Genomic DNA, 19,836 nt, shown 5'->3' on the forward strand with positions numbered 1-19,836 from the left:
AGAGAGCGGCACGCCGAAGCGGCCGGCCGGCAGAACAGGCGGGGGCGGGGCGGCCGGAGCGTCCGGCCGCAGAACCAGGGCGCCCACGGGGGCGGGGCGCGTCGGCTCTAGCCCCGCCCGAGGGGCGGCGGCGTCTCGACCGAGAGGCTGGTCCACGCTGGACCCACCCCGCCCGGCGCGGGCGGGGCGGCGGCCCGCGGCGGCGGGCCGGGCACGGGCGGCGCCTCCGGCTGCCGGTGCTCGTCGAGCGAGACGGGCGCCACGACCGCCGGCTCCGGGGCGGGCGCCCCGTGCGTGTGGGGCACGCCGTCGTGCTCGTGGACGCCCGCCCCGCCCGGCAAACGGCCCGCGTGCTCCCGCCCCGCCCGCGCCGCGTCCGGCTCGGGCGGGGCGGCGTGGACGAGCACGGGGTACGTGTGCCGGTGGAGGTCCGGCGCGGCGCTGTGCCCTCTGTGGCCGTCGGCGCCGTGCCCTCTGTGGCCGTCGGCGCCGTGCCCTCTGTGGCCGTCGGCGCCGTGCTCGTGGGCGCCGTGCTCGTGGGCCGCCCCGCCCCCGTGCCGGTGGCGAGCGCGGAGCGTCGGGAGCACGGGCTGCTCGCCGCCCGGCGTGCCGACGACGAGGGGCGGGGCGGCGGCCGGCGCCGCGTGCGCGCCCGCCAGGTGCCCGAGCAGGCCGAGCCCCTGCCCCGCCGGCGTCGCCGCGAGCGCGGCGACGTAGCCGGCCAGCGCGAGCGCGACCAGCGCCCCCCGGAGGGGGCGCGCGGCGCGGGCGGGGGGGAGCGGCGGGGCGGGCACGGCGGGCGGGGCGGTCAGCGCGCGGCCGACGTGGCCTGCACGGGCGCCGGCCCCATCGACGCGTGGAGCGCGCGGGCCTCGGCCTCGGCCGACGGGCTCTCGACGCCGAGGTGGCCGTCGAGCGCCAGCTGGAGGTGGCGGGCGGCCTCCCCGCCCCGCCCGGCCGCTTGGTAGATCCGCGCGGCCCGGTAGTGGACCATTGCGTCGCCGGTGTCCAAGCGCATCGCGCGCTCGATGTACGGGACGGCGTCGCGCGCCTTCCCCGTCTTGTAGAGCGTCCAGGCGTAGGTCTCGTTGGCGTGGAGGTGGCCCGGCCGGCGCGCGACCTGCTCCTTCGCCATCTTCAGGGCACGGCCGAGATCCTCGCCCCGGTCGGCCAGGAAGTCGGCCTCTTCCATGTCCACGATCTCGCCCATCTCGCGGGCGGCGTGGAGCGCCTTCAGGACGCGGTCGGCGGCGGCCTCTGCCTTCCGCCGGTCGCCGGCCGCCGTGTACGCCTCGACCAGCACCTCGTCGGTCGCCTCCATCGGGCGGAGCGCCCGGGACTCCTCCAAAAGGTGGACGGCCTCGTCGGCGTCGCCCCCGACGAGGGCGACGTGGCCGAGCCCTGTCAGCGCCGGTGCGAAGTCGGGCCGCTCCTCCAGGATGCCCTCGAAGATGAACGCGGCCGTGTCCGGCTTGGCCTGGCCGAGGTACAGGTTGCCCAGCTGGTACAGCGCCCACGCCCGCGAGCCCCGCCCGTACGGCTCCGCGTCGGCCGCGAGCGTCATGGCCGCGATGGCGCCGTCGGCGTCGCCGTGGAGCTCGCGGAGGTAGCTCGCACGCGAGTACGCCGGGAGCCCGGGGCGGAGCGTCTGGAGCCGGTCGGATGCCGCGACGGCCTCGTCGTACTCGCCCAACTCGACGAGCGCGTCGATGAGCGTGCCGTGGACGTAGGCGTGGTTCGGGTACGCCTCCAGGAGCTCCCGCGAGAGGTCGCGGGCGCGCTCGAACTCGTGGAGCTTGTTGTAGAGCGAGGCCTGGATCGTCTGCCCGTAGTAGTGGTCGGGGTCGATCTCGAGGGCCTCGGCGAGCCGCTCGGTGGCCTCGGGAATCAGCTCCGTCTCGCGGCCGTCCTCCTCAGCGAGCTGGATGAGCGCCTGAGCCAGACGCACGCGGACCTCCGCGGACCTGGGGGTCCGGCGGAGCTGGGCGCGGTAGTAGGCGACGGCGTCGGCCGCGTCCTCGAACTGGGCCGACGGCGAGACCTGGCCGTGGTCCTCGGGGAGCGGGGCGAGGCTCCGGTTGAGCCACACGATGCCCACGACGACGACGGAGACGACGACGAGGGCGACGCCGAGAAAACGAGAGGTGCGTTCAGTCATAACGGGGGAGGGAAAACGGGAAGGGGCGGGGCCGGACCCGAAGGCTGGCCCCGCCCCCCGAGGGCGACCGCTCGCTCAGGCGAGCACCGGCCGTCCGCTAGCGGACGACCGTCGCCTGGCGCGTCGCGACCGTCTCACCGCCGATCTGGAGCCGGTAGAGGTACGTCCCCGACGCGAGCCGGCCCGCGTTCCAATCGACCGTGTGCGTCCCGACCGCGGTCGGGCGGTCGTAGACCGTCTCCACGAGCCGGCCGCGCACGTCGTACACGTCCAGGCGGACGTCGCCGGCGCGGGCGACGTGGAACTGGATCGCCGACGTGGCCGCGGTCGGGTTCGGGTAGTTCTGCTCCAGGATGAACCCCTGGGGCACGCCCACCCCGACCCCGGTCGGCGTCGAGAAGTTTGCGTCGGGCGCGTCGGCGAGGTGCCGGCGGACGAACTCATACCCGTCGAACGGCGTGGCGACGTACGGGAACTCAGTGAGGAACGGGATGTCGTTCTTCGTCGGCCCGGCCACGAACGCCAGCTCACGGAGGAGCTGCGGCGAGGCGAGGTCCGAGTAGTCCCCGGCCGTCGCGTCGTCCTCCGGGAGCCCGACGGCCGCGAGCACCACGCCCGCGACGGCCTGGAGCTCGATCGTCGTCACGTCGTCCTCGAGGCGGCGCCCGTTCGGGAAGCCGTCGAGGTGCGGGATGAACTCCTGGGCGGCCGTGCCGAAGGCGGGCACCGTGAGCCCGATCGCGGCAGCGCGGACGAGGCCGAGGCGCGCCCAGCTCTTGAACTCGGCCGAGCTCCGATCCGTCGTGGGCACAGCCATGTTCAAGCGGAGCATGTCGCCGCCGTAGAGCCCGCCGTCAGGGGTCTGCGTGATGGGGAGGAACGTCTCGATGAACGGTTTCCCCTCGGTGAACTCGAGCGCGCCGTCGTTGTCCGTGTCCGCCACGAGGCCGCCCTTGCCCGTCGCGAGCTGGTACGGCGGCAGGTTCGGGACGCCGAAGTAGAAGATCGGGAAGAGGTCCACGCGGCGCGGCTCGCCCGGAGCCAGGAGGGCCGTCGGGCTGCCCCCGGAGACCGGGCGCGTCATGACCGAGAAGGCCGAGCCCGAGACGTCGAGCGCCCCGCTCGTGACGAGCGGGAGGACGGCCGCGGCGCCGTCGGCCCCGTTCGTGAAGTCGAGGCCGTCGCCCACCTCGCCCGGTGTGCCGTTGCCGTTGAGGTCGAGGGCGGGGTACGCGTTCTGCTGGACCGTGAGGGCGTCGCTCAGGCCCGGCACGTTCTCGCCGAACATCCCGTTCCCCATGTAGAGCGCGAGCTCGGGGTTGAAGAAGTACTCCGCGAAGTCCTGCTCGTCGCGGCTGTACGGCGTCGTGTAGTTCCAGCGGTCCTTCTCACCGATCGGGATGATGACCTCGTTGGTGAGGGGCATCCCGAGGCGCGAGACCTGGATGTAGGGGCCGGTCTCGGTCGGGGCCGAGCCGTCGCGGGCGAGCGTGCGGACCTGGGTGCGCGAGGCCGAGGCCCACACGCCGATCACGTAGTCGCGGTCGAGGAAGGCGTCGTCTGCGACGTCGTCAGCGTCCATCCCGTTCTTCTGGAGCGTCGAGATCGGGACGCGGAGGATGAGCGAGTGCGCGTTGTAGCCGGCGACGGCGTCGCGGGCGAGGGCGTCGTTCCGCTCGTTCTCGCCGAACTGCTGGCGGATGTGGCCCAGGTCGAACACGCCGCCGAGGTCGACGAAGAACGGGTCGTCGCGAGGGCCGACGAAGACGGTCTCGCCGCCGCCGCCGCTGGCGTTGATGACGGCGTCCTCGACGAGGTCGAGGTAGTCCTCGCCCAGGCCGACCGCCGACTCGATGGAGCGCGGGCCGACGTGGGCCGGCGGGGTGTAGCCGTCCTGGATGATGGTCTGGAAGGAGCGGCCGCCGTCCGTGCTCTTCTCGAGCGTGTACGACGTGTTGAGGTTCTCCTTGCCGAGGCGGATGTTGAAGAACGTCGACGGGTCCTCGTTGACGCGCGTGAACGTGAACCGGTAGGTGATGTCGTCGGTCGCCGAGCCCAGTGCGCCGGCCGAGGTCTGGTTCTTGACGTGGATCTCGTACCGGATGTTCTCGCCGAAGTGGTTGTAGTTCGGGCCGCCGTCGGGGTGCGAGAGCGGGATGTAGTTAGCGACGAGGATGACGCTGCCGTCGTCGTTCGGGTCGCGGAACGCGTAGACGTCCGTGTTGTCGGCGAGCGGGTCGTCGGCGATGAGCGGGGCCTCGCGGTGGCTGGAGGCGTCGGAGTAGGGAGGGGCCAGGAGGCCGGCCGTGAGGACCAAGCCGGCCACCGCCGCTCCGGCCAAAAGGGGTCGCAGTGAACGCATTTGGAAAAGGGGAGGATAGGGGGTCGGGATGTGACCAAGTAAAGGGGATGCGGGCACCAGGAACAAGACTAGATTGTGCCCACTAAGTGATCACTCGGGTAGGAGGAGGCCCGAGGCACATGTAGGACGACCCCTTAGGCCCCATGCCCCCTGCTCCGAAGGACGGGCCGCCGCCCCGCCCGACCACCCTCGGCGCCCACCTCGACCGGGCACGCCACGCGCAGTTCGTCGGGCGCGCCGCCGAGCTCGGCGCCTTCGCCGAGGCCCTCCGTGCCGACCGCCTCCCGTTCCACGTCGCGCACGTGTGGGGGCCGGGCGGGATCGGCAAGACGGCGCTCCTGGACGAGGTGGCCCGGCTGTGCGACGAGGCCGCCGTCCCCGTGGTGCGCGTGGACGGGCGCGACCTCGACCCGGAGCCCGCGGCCGTGGCCCGGGCCGCGGCGCCGCTCGGCGGCGGGCGCTCCGTGCTCCTCGTCGACACGTACGAGCGGCTCGGGGCGCTCGACGGGTGGTTCCAGCGCACGTTCGTGCCCGGCCTGCCGGCCGGCGTCCTCGTCGTGCTCGCGGGCCGCGACCGCCCCGCCCCCGAGTGGCGCGTGGGGTGGGGCGGGGCGGTCCGCATGGTCGCCCTCCGTAACCTCGGCGTCTCCGACGCCCAGGCGTTCCTGGACCGCCGCGGCGTGCCGGGCGAGGCGTGGGAGGGCGTCCTCTCGTTCACGCACGGGCACCCGCTCGCGCTCGCGCTCGTGGCCGAGCGGTTCCGCGAGCGCCCGGACGCCGCCCCGCCCGCGTTCGACGCCGCGCACGAGCCGGCCGTCGTCCGCGCGCTGCTCGACCGGTTCATGGCCGACGTCCCGACGCCGGCCCACCGAGCGGCCGTCGAGGGCTCCTCCGTGGTGCGGACGGTCTCGGAGCCGCTCCTGGCTGCCCTCCTGGGCGAGGGCGGGGCGGGCGGGGGCGGGGCGGGCGAGGGCGAGGGCGGGGGCGGGGCGGGCGAGGCGCACGAGGCGTTCGAGTGGCTCCGCGGGCTCTCGTTCGTCGAGGCGGGGCCGGCCGGCGTGCGCCTCCACGACCTCGTCCGCGAGACGGTCGAGGCCGACCTCCGGTGGCGCGACCCCGCCCGCTACGCGGCGCTCCACGGCCGGGCGCGGCGGCACTACTCGGGCCGCCTCCAGCGGCCGGCCTCGGACGCCGCTCGGCGGGAGACGCTGGCCGACTACGTCCACCTCTACCGCGACAACCCGGTCGTCCGGCCGCTGATGGGGCGGCTCCTCGCGGCGTGGGCCGGCGCCCGCGTCGAGGGTCCCACCCCGCTCGCGCCGGGCGACGTCGACGCCGTCGCCGCGCTCGCGGCCCGGCACGAGGGGGCGGCCTCGGCCGCCGTCGTCCGGAGGTGGGCCGAGCGCCGGCCGGAGGCCGTCGAGGTGTTCCGCGACGGGGGCGGGGCGGTCGCCGGGTTCCTCCTCACGCTCCGCCTCGGGCCGGCGGGGCCGGACGGCGACGCCTCGGACCCCGCCCTCGGCCCGGCGTGGGCGGCCGTCGGGGGGCGGCTCCGGCCGGACGAGACCGCCCTCCTGTTCCGGTCGTGGATGGACGCCGACGCCTACCAAGGCGTCTCGACGGTTCAGAGCCTGGTCTTCGCGCGGACCGTCCAATGCTACCTCTCGACGCCCGGGCTCGCCGTCTCGCTGTTGGCCGTGGCCGACCCCAACCTGTGGGCGCCCGTGTTCGCGTTCGCCGGGCTCCGCCCGTACCCCGAGGCCGCGTTCGCCGTCGGCGGGCGGGCGTACGCCGTGTTCGGGCGCGACTGGCGGGCCTCGCCGCCGGCCGAGTGGCTCGACGGGCTTGCGGGGCAGTCCCCGGACCGGGCGCCCGCCCCGCCCGCGCTCGACGCCGCGGATGCGCTCGTGGTGCTGAGCGAGGGCGACTTCGCCGACGCCGCCCGCCGCGCGCTGAAGGCCTACGCCCGACCCCACCGGCTGGCCGACAACCCGCTCCTCCGGTCGCGCCTCGTCCGCGAGCGGGGCGGCGACGAGGTCGAGGCGCTGCGGGCGCTCCTGCGCGAGGCGGCCGAGGAGCTCCGCGCCGGCGTCCGCGACGTCCCCTACTTCCGCGCGCTCCAGGCGACCTACCTCGACCCCGAGCCCACGCAGGCGGCGGCGGCCGAGCGGCTCGGGCTCCCGTTCAGCACGTTCCGCCGCCACCTCGGCCGCGGCGTGGACCACGTGGTGGAGGCCCTGTGGCGCCGCGAGACGGGCGGGTAGGACGGAGCGAGGCGGGGGGGACGGGCAGAGGGCGCCGGCCAAGCGGCACCGACCGGCGCGCCCGCCCCGCTCGCACAGAGGGCGACTGGGGGCGGGGCGGTCTCCACACCCGACCGGCACGCGGGCGTGGCGTGCCTGCGACGTGGGCAGAGTGGCCCCTCGCGGGGTGGCCCCGCCCACTCGTTTCTCCCCTCCCTCCGCCCCGCCCGAGGTGAGGGCGGGGCGGCCGGTCTCTGCCCGTCCCCCAGCCCTACGCCTCCACCTTCTTGAACACGATGCACGTGTTGTGGCCGCCGAACCCGAACGCGTTCGAGAGCGCCACGTCGACGGTCCGCTCCTGGGGCTCGTTGAACGTGTAGTTCAGGTCGCACTCGGGGTCCGGCGTCTCGAAGTTGATGGTCGGCGGGATCCGGCCGCGCTCGATGGCGAGGATGGCGGCGATGGCTTCGACGGCGCCGGCGGCGCCCAGGAGGTGGCCCGTCATCGACTTCGTCGACGACAGGTTCATAGTGTAGGCGTGCTCGCCGAAGACGGCCTTGATCGCCTTCGTCTCGGCCGCGTCGCCGAGCGGCGTCGACGTGCCGTGCATGTTGAGGTAGTCGACGTCGTCCGGCCCGATGCCGGCCGTCTTCAGCGCCTGCTGCATGGCCAGCCGCGCGCCGAGCCCCTCGGGGTGGGGCGCCGAGATGTGGTAGGCGTCGGCGCTCATGCCCATGCCCACGACCTCGGCGTAGACGTGGGCGCCGCGGGCGCGGGCGTGCTCGTACTCCTCGAGGACGAGCGCGCCGGCCCCCTCGCCCATGACGAACCCGTCGCGCTCGGCGTCGAACGGGCGGCTGGCCGCCTGGGGGTCGTCGTTCCGGGTCGAGAGCGCCTTCATGTTGCCGAACCCGCCCAGCCCGATCTCGGTGATCGAGGCGTCGGTGCCGCCGGCGATGATGGTGTCGGCGAGCCCGCTGCGGATGAGCATCGTGGCGTCGGCGATCGCGTTGTTCGACGTCGCGCACGCCGAGACCGTCGCGTAGTTCGGCCCGTGGAGCCCGTGGCGAATCGAGATGAGCCCGGGCGCCATGTCGATGATCATCATGGGCACGAAGAACGGGCTCAGCCGGCGCGGCCCGTGCTCGGCGTAGACCACCGTCTGGTCCTGGAACAGCTTCATGCCCCCGATCCCGGAGCCCATAACGACGCCCGTCTGCGCGCGCTCCTCCTCGGAGAACTCCGCGGGGTTCAGGCCGGCGTCGGCGAGCGCCTCGTCGGCGGCGACGATCGCGAACTGGGCGAACGGGTCGAGCCGGCGGGCCTCCTTGCGGTCGAGGAAGTCCTCGGGGTCGAAGTCCTTGATCTCGGCCGCGAACGTGGTCGGGTAGGCGGAGGCGTCGAAGTGCGTGATCGGCGCCGCCCCGCTCCGACCGGCCATCATCGCCTCCCAGAACGCGGGGACGGTGTTGCCGATGGGCGTGAGCGCGCCGAGGCCGGTCACGACGACGCGGCGGTCCTGCGTGGGCATGCGGTCGGGGGGCGGGGCGGGGTGGCCGGTCACGAACGCGGCCCGACGGTGCCGCCCCGCTCGGGGGCGCCCATCGGGCCGGGGCGGGGCGGCGGCCGGGGGGCCTTAGGCGGCCTTGTTTGTCTCGACGTAGTCGACGGCGTCGCCGACGGTCGCGATCTGCTCGGCGTCCTCGTCGGGGATCGTCATGTCGAACTCCTTCTCGAACTCCATGATGAGCTCGACGGTGTCGAGCGAGTCGGCGCCGAGGTCGTTCGTGAACGAGGCGTCGCGGGAGACGTCGCCTTCGTCGACGCCGAGCTTCTCGACGATGATCGCCTTGATGCGCTGTTCCGTTGTCTCGTCGGCCATGTGGGGGCGGGGTGGGTGAGGGGGCGCCCAGAGGGGCAGGCTTGTGGCCCGGCGGGCGTGCCGGGGCGGCCGCTAAGCTACGGCCGATGGGGGTGGCCCGCCACGGCACGCGCCGCCCCGCCCGCACCCTGGGGCGGCGCGGGCGGGGCCGGCGCGGGCGGGGCGGCCGCGTCTCTATCTTGGGCGCTCCCCGCTGGCCTCCCCCCACCCCGCCCCGCATGGCGCCGCTGTTCACCTCCGAGTCCGTCTCCGAAGGGCACCCCGACAAGGTCGCCGACCAGGTCTCCGACGCGCTCCTCGACGCGTTCCTCGCCGGCGACGTCGCCAGCCGGTGCGCCATCGAGACGCTGTGCACGACGGGCCTCGTGGTCGTCTCGGGCGAGGTCACGAGCGACACCTACGTCGACGTCCAGGAGGTCGTCCGCCGGACGATCGAGGAGATCGGCTACACCGACCCCGCGTTGCAGTTCGACGCCCGCTCGTGCGGCGTCCTGGTCACCATCCACGACCAGTCGCCCGACATCGCGCAGGGCGTCGACGAGGGGGCCGGGCTGGACAAGGACCAGGGCGCCGGCGACCAGGGCATGATGTTCGGCTACGCCACGCGCGAGGACGAGGCCACGCTCATGCCGCTCGCGCTCGTGCTCTCGCACCGGCTCGTCCGCCGGCTCGCCGAGATCCGCAAGGCGACCGACGGCCCCGACGCCGACGTCATGCCGTACCTCCGGCCCGACGCCAAAAGCCAGGTGACGGTCGAGTACGAGGACGACGGCCGGACCGTGAAGCGCGTCCACACGGTCGTGATCTCGACGCAGCACGCCGACACGCCGCTCGCCCAGATCGAGGCCGATGTCCGCGAGCACGTCCTGCCCGCCGTGCTCCCCGAGGCTCTCGTCGACGACGGCCTCGTCCTCCACGTCAACCCGACGGGCACGTTCATCATCGGCGGACCGCACGGCGACACCGGGCTGACCGGCCGCAAGATCATCGTCGACACCTACGGCGGGAAGGGCGCCCACGGGGGCGGGGCATTCTCCGGCAAGGACCCCTCGAAGGTCGACCGGAGCGCGGCCTACGCCGCCCGCCACGTCGCCAAGAATCTCGTCGCCGCCGGCCTCGCCGACGAGGCCCTCGTCCAGGTCGCCTACGCCATCGGCCTCGCCGACCCGGTGTCGATCCGCGTCGAGACCAACGGGACCGCCCGCGACGGGATCACTGACGCGCGCCTGGCCGAGATCGTGACCGAGACGGTCGACCTCCGCCCGCGCGCCATCATCGACCGGCTGGGGCTCTTGGCCGCCAACGGCGAGCGCCCGCGCTACCGCGACACGGCGGCCTACGGCCACTTTGGCCGCGACGCGTTCCCGTGGGAGCGCCTGGACCTCGTAGGCGCGTTCCAGGAGGCGGCGCAGGCCGCCTAGCCGCCCCGCCCGAGCGGGGCGGGGCGGGGCGGGGCGGAAGATGTTGCGGCCACGGCGCGTCTGCTATCAACCACCCCGCCCACGCGGGCGGGGCGGTGAGCGGCCGGGCGGGGCGGCGTGCGCAAACTGTTTCGAGACTTAAAACGGCCGCGTGCCGGACCGCCGTAGCTTTCGCTCCCGACTGAAACCCCGCCGGCGCGGCCGGCCCAGCCTCTCCGACTGATGGACCACAAAGAAGGACGTTACAAAGTCAAGGACCTCAGCCTCGCCGAGGCCGGCCGCAAGCGGATCGAGTGGGCCGAGAGCCGGATGCCGGTCCTCATGCGGCTCCGCGACGAGTACAGCCAGTCGAAGCCGTTCGACGGCTACAAGATCACCGGCTGCCTCCACGTGACCAAGGAGACGGCGGTCCTTATCGAGACTCTCAAGGCGTGCGGGGCCGAGGTCGCGTGGTCCGGGTGCAACCCGCTCTCGACCAACGACGAGGTCTCGGCCGCGCTCGCGCTCGGCCCGAACGGCGACGGCGACGGCGTCGAGATCTACGCCTGGTACGGCCAGGACACCGAGGCCTTCTACTGGTGCATCGACCGGACGATCGATAAGACGCCGCACACGACGCTCGACGACGGGGCCGACCTCATCTTCCGCGTCCACAGCGCCCACCCGGACAAGCTCGACGACATCGTCGGCGGGTCGGAGGAGACCACGACGGGCGTCCACCGCCTCCGCGCGATGGCCGACGACGGCAAGCTGGGCTACCCGGTCTACGCCGTCAACGACGCCGAGACCAAGTGGGACTTCGACAACGTCTACGGGACCGGCCAGTCGACGCTCGACGGCATCCTGCGCGCCTCGTCGGTCCTCATCGCCGGCAAGAACTTCGTCGTCGCCGGCTACGGCCACTGCGGCCGTGGCGTGGCCATGCGCGCCAAGGGCATGGGCGCCAACGTCATCGTCACCGAGGTCAAGCCGACGGCGGCCCTCAAGGCCACGCTCGACGGCATGCGCGTGATGACGATGGAGGAGGCCGCCAAGGTGGGCGACATCTTCGTGACCGCGACGGGCATGAAGGACATCATCCGCGGCGAGCACTTCGTCTCGATGAAGGAGGGCGCGATCGTGTGCAACACGGGCCACTACGACGTCGAACTCAACCTGAAGGAGCTCGCCGAGGCGTCGCAGGACACGCGCGTGATTCGCGAGGATAACCGCGAGTACACGCTCGACAACGGCAAAAAGGTCTACGTCCTGGCCGACGGCCGCCTCGTGAACCTGGCCGCCGCCGAGGGCCACCCGTCCGAAGTCATGGACATGAGCTTCGCCAACCAGTTCCAGGCCCACCTCGCCCTTATCCGCGCCCACGAGGCCGGCGAGGACATGGAGAACACGGTCCTCGACCTCCCCGAGGAGCTCGACCAGCAGATCGCCCGTGTGAAGCTGGAGACGATGGGGATGCAGATCGACGAGCTGACCGACGAGCAGGTCACTTACGCGACCGACTACTCGGCCGGCACCTGAGCCACCCCGCCCCGCCCGCGGCGCACGACGCGCGGGGGCGGGGCGGACCCGACTGGGATGGCCGCCGCCACGGCCGCCCAGAAAGCGCGCCCACTCCGTTTCTCGCGGGGTGGGCGCGCGCCTGTTTGGCCACCCCGCCCCGGGGCGGGCGGGGAGGCCTACGCCTCGCCGGCCTCACGGAGGGTTGCCAACCGTAAGGCGGTCGACAAGTGGAGCCCGCGGTCATCGACGAGCGCGTCGAACAAAGGGCGCACGTGCGGGACGAGGTTGGCGCCTTTGGCGGCGAGAAGCACGCCGGCCGTTCCCGTGACACGCAGGTTTAACGAGGTGGCAACGCGCCGCCCCTTCCGCTCGTCGATGAGCAACCGCGCATTGGGAAGGCTCTCCGCTAGCGCGATCGCCTCGGCCTCTCCACGGTCGAGCGTTTCGAGGAGGGCTGTGACGCGAGACGGATCCGGCACCGGGCGTTCGCGGAGCCATGGCGGTCGCCGCCCGAATTCAGAGACGACGGTCGGCGGGGCGACAACGTCGAAGAGAGCAGGCAGCAGGTAGAGGTGACCGACGCGGTCCAAAGCGATCAGCGGAGTCGTATCCGTGACAACGAGGTCCATCAATGGCCGCGGGCGCGGGAGAACTCCCGAGCGAACGCGAAGTCCTCCTCCAGCATCTCCTCCGTGTAGGTCGTGAGCGGGACGCCCCGGTCCATGAGCGCGTCGGCAAAGGCCCGGTAGCTCAGGCCGGCGATCTCCGCGCCCTGCCCCACGGACACCTCCCCCTCCTGGAACAGCGCGACCGCGAGCAGGAGGCGCGCTTTGGCTTCGTCGACGGACGGGGGCAGGTCGATGCTCGGCATGGCGGGCGGGGCGGGATTGGAGAGAACGTACGGCCCCCACCCCGCCGTGCCGCCCCGCCCGCGTGGGCGGGGCGGCGAGAGCGCGGCCGTCCTCGTCAACGCCCGTCGGCTGCCGCCCCGCCCGCGCTCTAGAGCGACGTACAGGGGACTCGGTACGGAGTACGCGCGCGGAGGTGGGATCGGGCCGTACCTCATACTCAGAACTCCGCACCTAACCCGAAAGGGTTCCGAGCCTGAGCCTTTGCAGCCTCCGCTCCGACACGGCGGGAGCGGGGCGGCCTGACCGGCTCCCGGGAGACGACGGCGCTCGGGCGGGGCGGAAACGGGTGGGCGAGTTGACGGGAAGCGCTTTCGTTGGTATTTGATGAAGGCCGTAACCCGTTCGGAATCATCCACCACCCCGCCCATGATCCGTCGCTACGCCGCCTACGGCGCCCTCCTCGCACTCGCCGCCGCGTCCGCCCCGCCCGTCGTCGCGCAGAACGTCTCGGGCGTGGTGAGCACGGTCGACTTCGGCCCCGTCCCCGGCGCCAACGTCGTCGTCGACGGCACGTTCACCGGGCGGGCCACCGACGCCGACGGCCGGTTCGCGCTCGACGTCGACTTTAGCGAGGGCGCGCGCGTCCTCCGCGTCTCGTACACCGGCTACGAGACCCAGCGCGTGACGGTCGACGGGCCGACCGACGGCCTCCAGGTGACGCTCCAGCCCCAGGTGCTCTCCGGCGGCGACGTCGTCGTCTCGGCCTCGCGCCAGGAGGAGACCATCCTCGAGGCGCCGGTCACGATCGAGCGGGTCGGGGCGGCCGCGCTCGCTCGGATGCCCTCGACCGAGATCATCACGAGCATGGACCGGCTCAAGGGCGTCGACGTGAGCCGGTCGTCCATGCTCATCTCGTCGATCTCGACGCGCGGGTTCAACAGCGCCAAGGCCGAGCGCGTCATCCAGCTCGTCGACGGCGTCGACTTTCTGGACCCCGTGCTCTCGCTCTACGCCGGCAACCTGACCGGCGTGCCGGAGATCGACATCGAGGGCGTCGAGATCGTCTACGGCGCCAACTCCGCGCTCTACGGCGCGAACGCGTTCAACGGCGTCGTCCAGTTCCAGACGCTCAGCCCGTTCCTCCACACCGGGCCGTCGGCCCAGGTCCGCACCGGCGGCCGCGGGATGGTCGAGTTCCAGGGCCGGTTCGCCCAGAAGGTCAGCGACCGCTTCGCGTACAAGCTGGTCGGGTCGTTCTTCGAGGCCGACGACTTTGTCGCGACCAACTTCTCGACGCTCACCACGATCGCCGACAACTTCGAGCCCGACGGCTCGGTGCGCTCCCCGCTCGACCCCCGCGGCGCCGACGTCGTCAACCGCTACGGCGAGGCCGTCGCGCTCACGCCCGCCACGGTCATCAACGCCGCGGGCACGACGCTCGGGCAGCTGGGGCTGGAGGGCGCCGTGTTCACGCCGGGCTTTACCGAGAGCGACCTCGTGCTGACCGACTACCGTGCGCGCTCGCTCCGGTTCGCCGCGACGGCCTCCTACCTCGTCACCGACGCCGTCAAGGCCACGCTCGCGCTCCGCACCGGCAGCGGCAACGGGATCTACCAGAGCTCGAACCGCTACGCATTCGACGGCATCGGCGGCTCGACCGCCGCGCTCACGGCCGAGGGCGAGGCGTGGACGGCGCGGGCCTACGTGATCGACTCGGAGCAGGGCGACACGTACGACCTGGGCTTCCTGGGCTCGTTCATGAACCTCCAGCCCTACGTCCGCCCCGACGGCACAGCGGACCCGGCCGGGCGCAACTACGCGACGGCCTACGCGCAGACCTACGCCGGCGCCTTTGCCCAGGCGCGCCTGACAGGCGCCTCGGTCGAGGACGCCTACGTCGCCGCGGCCGCCGCGACGGCGGGGATCTACCCGACGATCGGGGACGCGCGCTTCGAGACCATCCGCGACGCCACGCTCGCCTCGACGACGCCCGGCCAGAGCCCCCGCTTCGAGAGCGACGGTCAGATCTACCACACCGACGCCCAGTACCGCTTCGCCCTGCCCGGCGAGCTGGACGCGGCCGTCGGCGGGAGCGTGCGCCTGACGCGGCTGCGCTCGAACGGGACGCTCTACGCCGACGGCCCCAACTCGCCGCTCTCGGACCCGGCCGCCGGCGTCCGCGACGTCCGAGACGGGATCGCCAACGACGAGTACGGCGGCTACCTCCAGCTCCAGCGGGCCTTTCTCGACGACGCGCTCAAGCTCTCGGCGGTCGGCCGCGTCGACGGGTTCCGCAACTTCGACGCCCGGTTCTCGCCCCGCGTCTCGGGCGTGTACTCGTTCGGCGTCGAGCGCCGGCACAACGTCCGGGCGAGCTTTTCGCAGGCGTTCCGGCAGCCGGCCCAGCTCGACCAGTTCATCTACCTCGATGTCGGGCGGCTGCTGCTCGTCGGCAACACGGCGGCCGGGTTCGAGACGGCCTCGCTCAACCCGACCGAGTTCGGGCAGCCGACCGGCACCATCGACCCGCTCCGGCTCGAGCGGATGACCTCGTTCGAGGTGGGCTACAAGGGGATCCTCGGCGGCAAGCTGTTCGCCGACGTCAGCTACTACCGGAGCGTCTACGACGACTTTATCGGGACCCGCCGGTTCCTCGGCCGCGAGTCCGGCGGCGCCCCCGACGCCCGCGAGTTCGCCGCCCCGCCCGCCCCGAGCGACGCGGGATTCGCCAACCGGACGCGGGCGATCCAAACGTGGCTCAACGCCGACCAGTCCGTGACATCGCAAGGCGTCCAACTCGGGCTCGAGTACGCGTTCGACACCGCGCTCGTGCTCGCCGGCAACTACGCCTGGGCCGACATCGAGGAGGTCGACGACCTCATCCTCGGGTTCAACACGCCCGAGCACAAGTTCAACGTCGGCGCCAGCGGGCAGATCACCGAGGCGCTGGGCTACGGCGCCAACCTCCGCTGGGTCGACGACTACCTGTTCGAGATGCCGTTCGCCGAGGGCGTCATCGAGAGCCACGTCACGCTCGACGCGCAGGCCTCGTACGGGCTCCCGTCGTTCGGCGTGACGGTCCTGGCCGGCGGCACGAACCTGACGGGCAGCCAGAACCTGACGGCCTACGGCGCGGCCGTCAACGAGCGGATCCTGTACGTCGGGCTCCGCTACACGCCCTGAGCCGCCCCGCCCTGGGCCGCCCCGCCCTGGGCCGCCCCGCCCTGGGCCGCCCCGCCCTGGGCCGCCCCGCCCTGGGCCGCCCCGCCCGCTGAGCGTTGCCCGCCCGGACCGTCGGGCGGGGCGGTAGCTTGGGGGCATGACCGCGCTCGAAGTCGCCGGCAACGTGTTCGTCCTGGCGTCGGTGTACCTCGCCCGGCGGAACAGCGTCCACACGTGGTGGACGGCCATGATCGGCGTCGTGCTCTACGGCGTGATGTTCTACGGGGCGCGGCTCTACGCCGACGTCGTCCTCCAGGCGTTCTTTTTTGGGACGGCCGTCGTCGGGTGGCGCGCGTGGCTCTGGGGCGGGGCGGGCGGCGGCGAGCTCCCCATCACCGCGCTCAGCGCGCGCGGGCGGGGCGGGGCGGTGCTCGCGGTCGTCGTGGGCACGCTGGCCGCGGGCACGCTCTTCGGCCGGTTCACCAACGCCGCGCTCCCCTACGCCGACTCGTTCATCCTGGGCGGGAGCGTGGTCGCGCAGCTCCTCATGATGCGGCGGAAGCTCGACCACTGGCCGATCTGGATCGCGGTCGACGTCGTCGCCGTAGCGGTCTACGCGGCCAAGGGGCTCCTCCTCACGTCGGCCGTCTACGTCGTCCTCCTCGTCCTCTCCGTCCAGGGACTCGTCGCGTGGCGGCGGACCTACGCCGATGCCCGCCCCGCCCTCGCCTGAGCTGGTCGTCGTCCTCGGCGCCGAGTCGACCGGGAAGACCACGCTCGCGCGGGCGCTCGCCGAGCGCCTCGCCGAGCCCTACGTCGAGGAGGCCGGGCGGACGCTCTGGGAGGAGCGGGGCGGCGACCTCCCGCTGGCCGACTACGTCGAGATCGTGCGGCGCCACCTCGCGCTGGAGGAGGAGGCCCTGCGGCGGGCGCGGCGGTTCGTCGTCGTCGACACGAACGCGCTCACGACGCAGTACTACGCCTACGTTTTCCACCGGGCATGCCCGCCCGAGGTCCGCGCGGCGGCCGACCGCTGCCGCGCCCGCTACGCGCACGTGCTCGTGTGCGACCCCGACGTCCCGTTCGAGGCCGACGGCTGGCGCGCGTCCGAGGACGCGCGGCGGTTCATGGACGGGGCCGTCCGCAACGACCTCGCCGTCCGCGGCATCCCGTACCGCGCGGTGGGCGGGGCGGTCGAGGCGCGCGTCGAGGCGGCCCTCCGCGCCATCGGGGCCGCCCCGCCCACGCAGGCGGCCCCAACGCCGAGCGGCCGGCGCCCTGGAGGCACCGGCCGCTGACTGCAAACCGAGAGTGTCGCGTCGTTTCTGAAGGACTGCCACCCCGCCACGGACGCGGGGCGGGGTGGTCCGGTCGCGCTAGCGGGCGACGGTCAGCCGGGCCGTCTGAACCCCGCCCTCTGTCGCGACGCGGACGATGTAGACGCCGGCCGGGAGCGAGGCCCCCAGGGGCACCTCGTGGCGACCCTGGGCGAACGAGCGGTCGGCGGCGACCACGACCTCGCGGCCGAGCGCGTCGTAGACGGCCACGCGCGCCGCCCCGCCCTCGGCGAGCCCAAAGGCGACGGTCGCCTGGCCCGCCGTCGGGTTCGGCCACGCGACCACCGACAGGTCGACCTCGCCCGTCCCCTCGGCCGACGTGGCCTGGCCGCCGAACGCGCTCAGGAACGCCTGCATCTCGGCCTCCGTCGAGCCGCCCCCGACCGAGCCGACCACCTCGCCGTCGCGGCCGTAGACGACGGCGGCGACCACGCGGTCGAGCACGGAGCGGAGCGGGTCGCCGTCCGAGGCCGTGCCCGTTACGAGCGCGAAGGCGCCCGGGCCGTCGAAGAGCACGTCGGACGGGAGCGACTGGTCGCCGCCCATCGTCGCGAGCGTGTACACCTCGCCGGCGTCGACTGAGCCGTCCGTGACGGCCGAGTAGATCACGGTCTCGGAGAACGGGTTGAACGTCACGAACGAGCACGTCGAGAGGTCGACCGAGTCCTCGCCCGCCTCGTTGCGGACGCCGGCGAACTCGCCGAACGCGGGGTCGTCGCCGTCCGCGTCGAAGTCGTCGGCCATGACGCCTGAGCCGTCGCCGTCGACGTCGAAGGACAGCGGGGCGTCGGTCGTGCACGCGACCATGTCGCCGCCGCCGCCATTCCCGTCGTCGCCCGACTCGAACGCGCCGATGTCGTCGTCGTTGTCGCGGGGCTCGCCCCGCTGGTCCACGTCGAACGTTGACTGGCCGGCGCCGAGGGCCGGGCTGTCCTCCAGGAGCGCGTGCGTCTGGGTCGGGCCGCCGTTGTCGGCGAGCGGGCCGAGCCGCGGGTCTTCGCCCGCCACGTTCGTCTCTGTGTCGCCCATGAGCGTGCAGCCGCTCGTGTCTTCGATCAGGTTGAACCCGTTCCACTGGAAGGTCCCGAAGCAGTCGTCGCCCTGCCCGTCGGCCGAGTTGTTGCCGACCAGCGTGTTCTGGAGCGAGAACGTGCGGAGGTCGGCGACCGAGCCCTGGGCGAGGCCGCCGCCGTCGGTGCCGGCCGAGTTGTTGGCCACGGTCACGCTGCGGAGCATGATGTCGGCGCCGCTGTCGTCGTAGACGCCGCCGCCGAGCGCCTGCGCCCGGTTCCCGCTGACCGTCGAGTTGTCGAGGTCGAGCGCGCCGGGGCCGCTGATCCACAGCCCGCCGCCCTGGACGGCCTCGTTGCCTGCGAACGTGCTCCGCGAGACCGTCGCCGAGCCCGACCCGCCCACGTGGAGGCCGCCGCCGTTGCCGGGGTTGGCGTCCTCGATCCGGTTGTCGCGGACCGAGACCGTCGAGAGCGAGAGCGTCCCGCCGGCGAGCTCGATGCCGCCGCCGGCCCGGTTGGCTTGGTTGCCCCGGACAAAACCGCCCTCGACCGTGACCGCCCCGCCCGTGCTCAAGAGGCCGCCGCCGGAGCCGGACTCGCCGACCGCCCGGTTCCCCTCGATGACGGAGTCCGAGGCGTCGACCGTGCCGCCCTCGTTGTAGACGCCGCCGCCGCCGTTGTCGGCCGCGTCGCCGTAGCCCGTGTTGCCGGCCACCCGGGTCTCGCTGAGCGAGAGCGTGCCGCTCGTCCACAGGCCGCCGCCCTCGACGGCCGCGTTGCCCGTGACCACCGAGCTCGAGACGACCACGTCGCCGCCGCCCGAGTGGAGGCCGCCGCCGTTGCCGGGGTTGGCGTCCACGATCCGGTTGCCGGCCAGCGTCGTCTCGGTGAGCGTGACGTCGGTGTCGCCGTCGTCGTCGCCGAAGTCCTCGATGCCGCCGCCGGCCCGGTTGGCCCGGTTGTTCGTGATCGTCGCCCGGGTGACCGTGAGCGTGCCGCCGCTGTTGAGCACGCCGCCGCCGGAGCCCGAGGACCCGACGGCCCCGTTCCCCTCGATGACGACGCCGTCCGAGATCGTGGTCGAGCCGGCGCTCCAGACGCCGCCGCCGCCCATTCCGGCGTCGCCGCCGAAGGCCGTGTTCCCGCTGAGCCGCGCCTCGCGGTCGTCGGACGACGTGATCGTGAGCGACGCGTTCTCGGCGACGTAGATGCCACCGCCGTTCGTGTCGGCCACGCTGCCGAAGACGCCGCCGTTCGTGAACGTGGCCTCGCTCCCGGCTTCGAGACGGACCGCCCCGCCCTCGTCTGCGCTCCCGTTCCGGAGCACGAGGTCCGTGAACGCCACGCCCGTGGCGTCGACGCGGAAGATCCGGCTGGAGCGGTTCGCGTCGACCGTGACCTGGCCGACGCCCGAGGCGTCGATCTCGACGTCGTCGGTGATCTCGATCTGGCCGAGCTGGAGCCCGATCTCGTAACCCTCGGAGAACGTGATCCGGTCGCCGTCGGCGGAGCCGGCCGCGCAGCCATCGACGGCCGCGTTCGTGTTGGCCGCGCGGACCGCCTCGCGGAGTGAGCAGTCGCCGTCGGCGTTGTCCTCGTCCTCGCCCGTGGTGACGACGATCGACGCCTGGGCGGGGCGGGCGTCCTCAGCGTGGGCCGCCGGACCGAGCGCGAGCACGCCGCCCAGAGCGAGGCTCGTCAGGAGGGAGAGCGCGGGGCGGCGGGCGCGCCGAGGGGCGCCCGCTGGGGGAGAAGCAAACGGAGTCATAACGTGGGGAGGGAGGGAGCCGTCGCCCCGTGCGGGCGGATGCGTGCAAACAGAGTAGAGATGAGGGAAAGGTATCGCGACCGCAAACGCTTGATTCAGGGTTTCCCCCGCGAGCCCTCTGCTCCCTGGACAGGCGCAC

General features: G+C 73.3%; 14 protein-coding genes. 6 read left to right on the forward strand and 8 right to left on the reverse strand.

The window, feature by feature from the left end; translation table 11 throughout:
- Positions 1 to 107 precede the first annotated feature (107 nt).
- From RM540_RS00580 to RM540_RS00590, 3 genes are all read right to left on the reverse strand, one after another.
- On the reverse strand, positions 108 to 794 hold the full coding sequence (locus RM540_RS00580; protein WP_311661202.1) for a hypothetical protein: 687 nt from the start codon (positions 792 to 794) through the stop codon (positions 108 to 110).
- 14 nt (positions 795 to 808) lie between these two features.
- Complete coding sequence (locus RM540_RS00585) at positions 809 to 2,158, reverse strand: tetratricopeptide repeat protein (protein ID WP_311661204.1); 1,350 nt, start codon at positions 2,156 to 2,158, stop codon at positions 809 to 811.
- Between the two features lie 97 nt (positions 2,159 to 2,255).
- A complete protein-coding gene (locus RM540_RS00590; protein WP_311661206.1) occupies positions 2,256 to 4,520 on the reverse strand; it encodes a DUF4331 family protein in 2,265 nt (754 codons plus the stop codon).
- A gap of 143 nt (positions 4,521 to 4,663) precedes the next feature.
- Between RM540_RS00590 and RM540_RS00595 the strand changes: the two genes are divergently transcribed.
- On the forward strand, positions 4,664 to 6,784 hold the full coding sequence (locus tag RM540_RS00595) for an ATP-binding protein (RefSeq protein ID WP_311661208.1): 2,121 nt from the start codon (positions 4,664 to 4,666) through the stop codon (positions 6,782 to 6,784).
- Positions 6,785 to 7,034: 250 nt separating this feature from the next.
- Here the strand turns inward: RM540_RS00595 and fabF are convergent, their stop codons facing one another.
- Positions 7,035 to 8,294 carry a beta-ketoacyl-ACP synthase II gene (fabF, locus tag RM540_RS00600; RefSeq protein WP_311661210.1) on the reverse strand — a complete coding sequence of 420 codons (1,260 nt, stop codon included), beginning with the start codon at positions 8,292 to 8,294 and terminating at the stop codon, positions 7,035 to 7,037.
- A 105-nt stretch (positions 8,295 to 8,399) separates the two neighbouring features.
- The gene (locus tag RM540_RS00605; RefSeq protein ID WP_311661212.1) at positions 8,400 to 8,645 is read right to left on the reverse strand and encodes an acyl carrier protein; all 246 of its coding nucleotides are present in this window, start codon (positions 8,643 to 8,645) and stop codon (positions 8,400 to 8,402) included.
- 218 nt (positions 8,646 to 8,863) lie between these two features.
- Here RM540_RS00605 and metK point away from each other — a divergent pair, with 218 nt between their 5' ends.
- On the forward strand, positions 8,864 to 10,066 hold the full coding sequence (gene metK / locus RM540_RS00610) for a methionine adenosyltransferase (RefSeq protein WP_311661213.1): 1,203 nt from the start codon (positions 8,864 to 8,866) through the stop codon (positions 10,064 to 10,066).
- 222 nt (positions 10,067 to 10,288) lie between these two features.
- Positions 10,289 to 11,584 (forward strand): adenosylhomocysteinase, encoded by a 1,296-nt coding sequence (locus RM540_RS00615; RefSeq protein ID WP_311661215.1) that lies wholly within the window; start codon positions 10,289 to 10,291, stop codon positions 11,582 to 11,584.
- Positions 11,585 to 11,742: 158 nt separating this feature from the next.
- On the opposite strand, the gene RM540_RS00620 is transcribed toward RM540_RS00615, so the two are convergent.
- Positions 11,743 to 12,195 carry a PIN domain-containing protein gene (locus RM540_RS00620; RefSeq protein ID WP_311661217.1) on the reverse strand — a complete coding sequence of 151 codons (453 nt, stop codon included), beginning with the start codon at positions 12,193 to 12,195 and terminating at the stop codon, positions 11,743 to 11,745.
- Complete coding sequence (locus tag RM540_RS00625) at positions 12,195 to 12,437, reverse strand: UPF0175 family protein (protein WP_311661219.1); 243 nt, start codon at positions 12,435 to 12,437, stop codon at positions 12,195 to 12,197. The genes RM540_RS00620 and RM540_RS00625 overlap by 1 nt, the downstream gene beginning before the upstream one ends.
- Before the next feature lie 406 nt (positions 12,438 to 12,843).
- Between RM540_RS00625 and RM540_RS00630 the strand changes: the two genes are divergently transcribed.
- The 3 genes from RM540_RS00630 (at position 12,844) to RM540_RS00640 (ending at position 16,877) form a co-directional block, all read left to right on the forward strand.
- Positions 12,844 to 15,600 (forward strand): TonB-dependent receptor, encoded by a 2,757-nt coding sequence (locus RM540_RS00630; protein WP_311661220.1) that lies wholly within the window; start codon positions 12,844 to 12,846, stop codon positions 15,598 to 15,600.
- Between the two features lie 136 nt (positions 15,601 to 15,736).
- The gene (gene pnuC, locus RM540_RS00635; protein ID WP_311661222.1) at positions 15,737 to 16,312 is read left to right on the forward strand and encodes a nicotinamide riboside transporter PnuC; all 576 of its coding nucleotides are present in this window, start codon (positions 15,737 to 15,739) and stop codon (positions 16,310 to 16,312) included.
- On the forward strand, positions 16,290 to 16,877 hold the full coding sequence (locus tag RM540_RS00640; protein WP_311661224.1) for an AAA family ATPase: 588 nt from the start codon (positions 16,290 to 16,292) through the stop codon (positions 16,875 to 16,877). Before pnuC ends, RM540_RS00640 begins: the two co-directional genes overlap by 23 nt.
- 78 nt (positions 16,878 to 16,955) lie before the next feature.
- On the opposite strand, the gene RM540_RS00645 is transcribed toward RM540_RS00640, so the two are convergent.
- A complete protein-coding gene (locus RM540_RS00645) occupies positions 16,956 to 19,697 on the reverse strand; it encodes a choice-of-anchor Q domain-containing protein (protein WP_311661225.1) in 2,742 nt (913 codons plus the stop codon).
- Positions 19,698 to 19,836: the final 139 nt, after the last annotated feature.

Origin of the sequence: Rubrivirga litoralis (assembly GCF_031846415.1) — a bacterium.
Classification (GTDB): domain Bacteria; phylum Bacteroidota; class Rhodothermia; order Rhodothermales; family Rubricoccaceae; genus Rubrivirga; species Rubrivirga litoralis.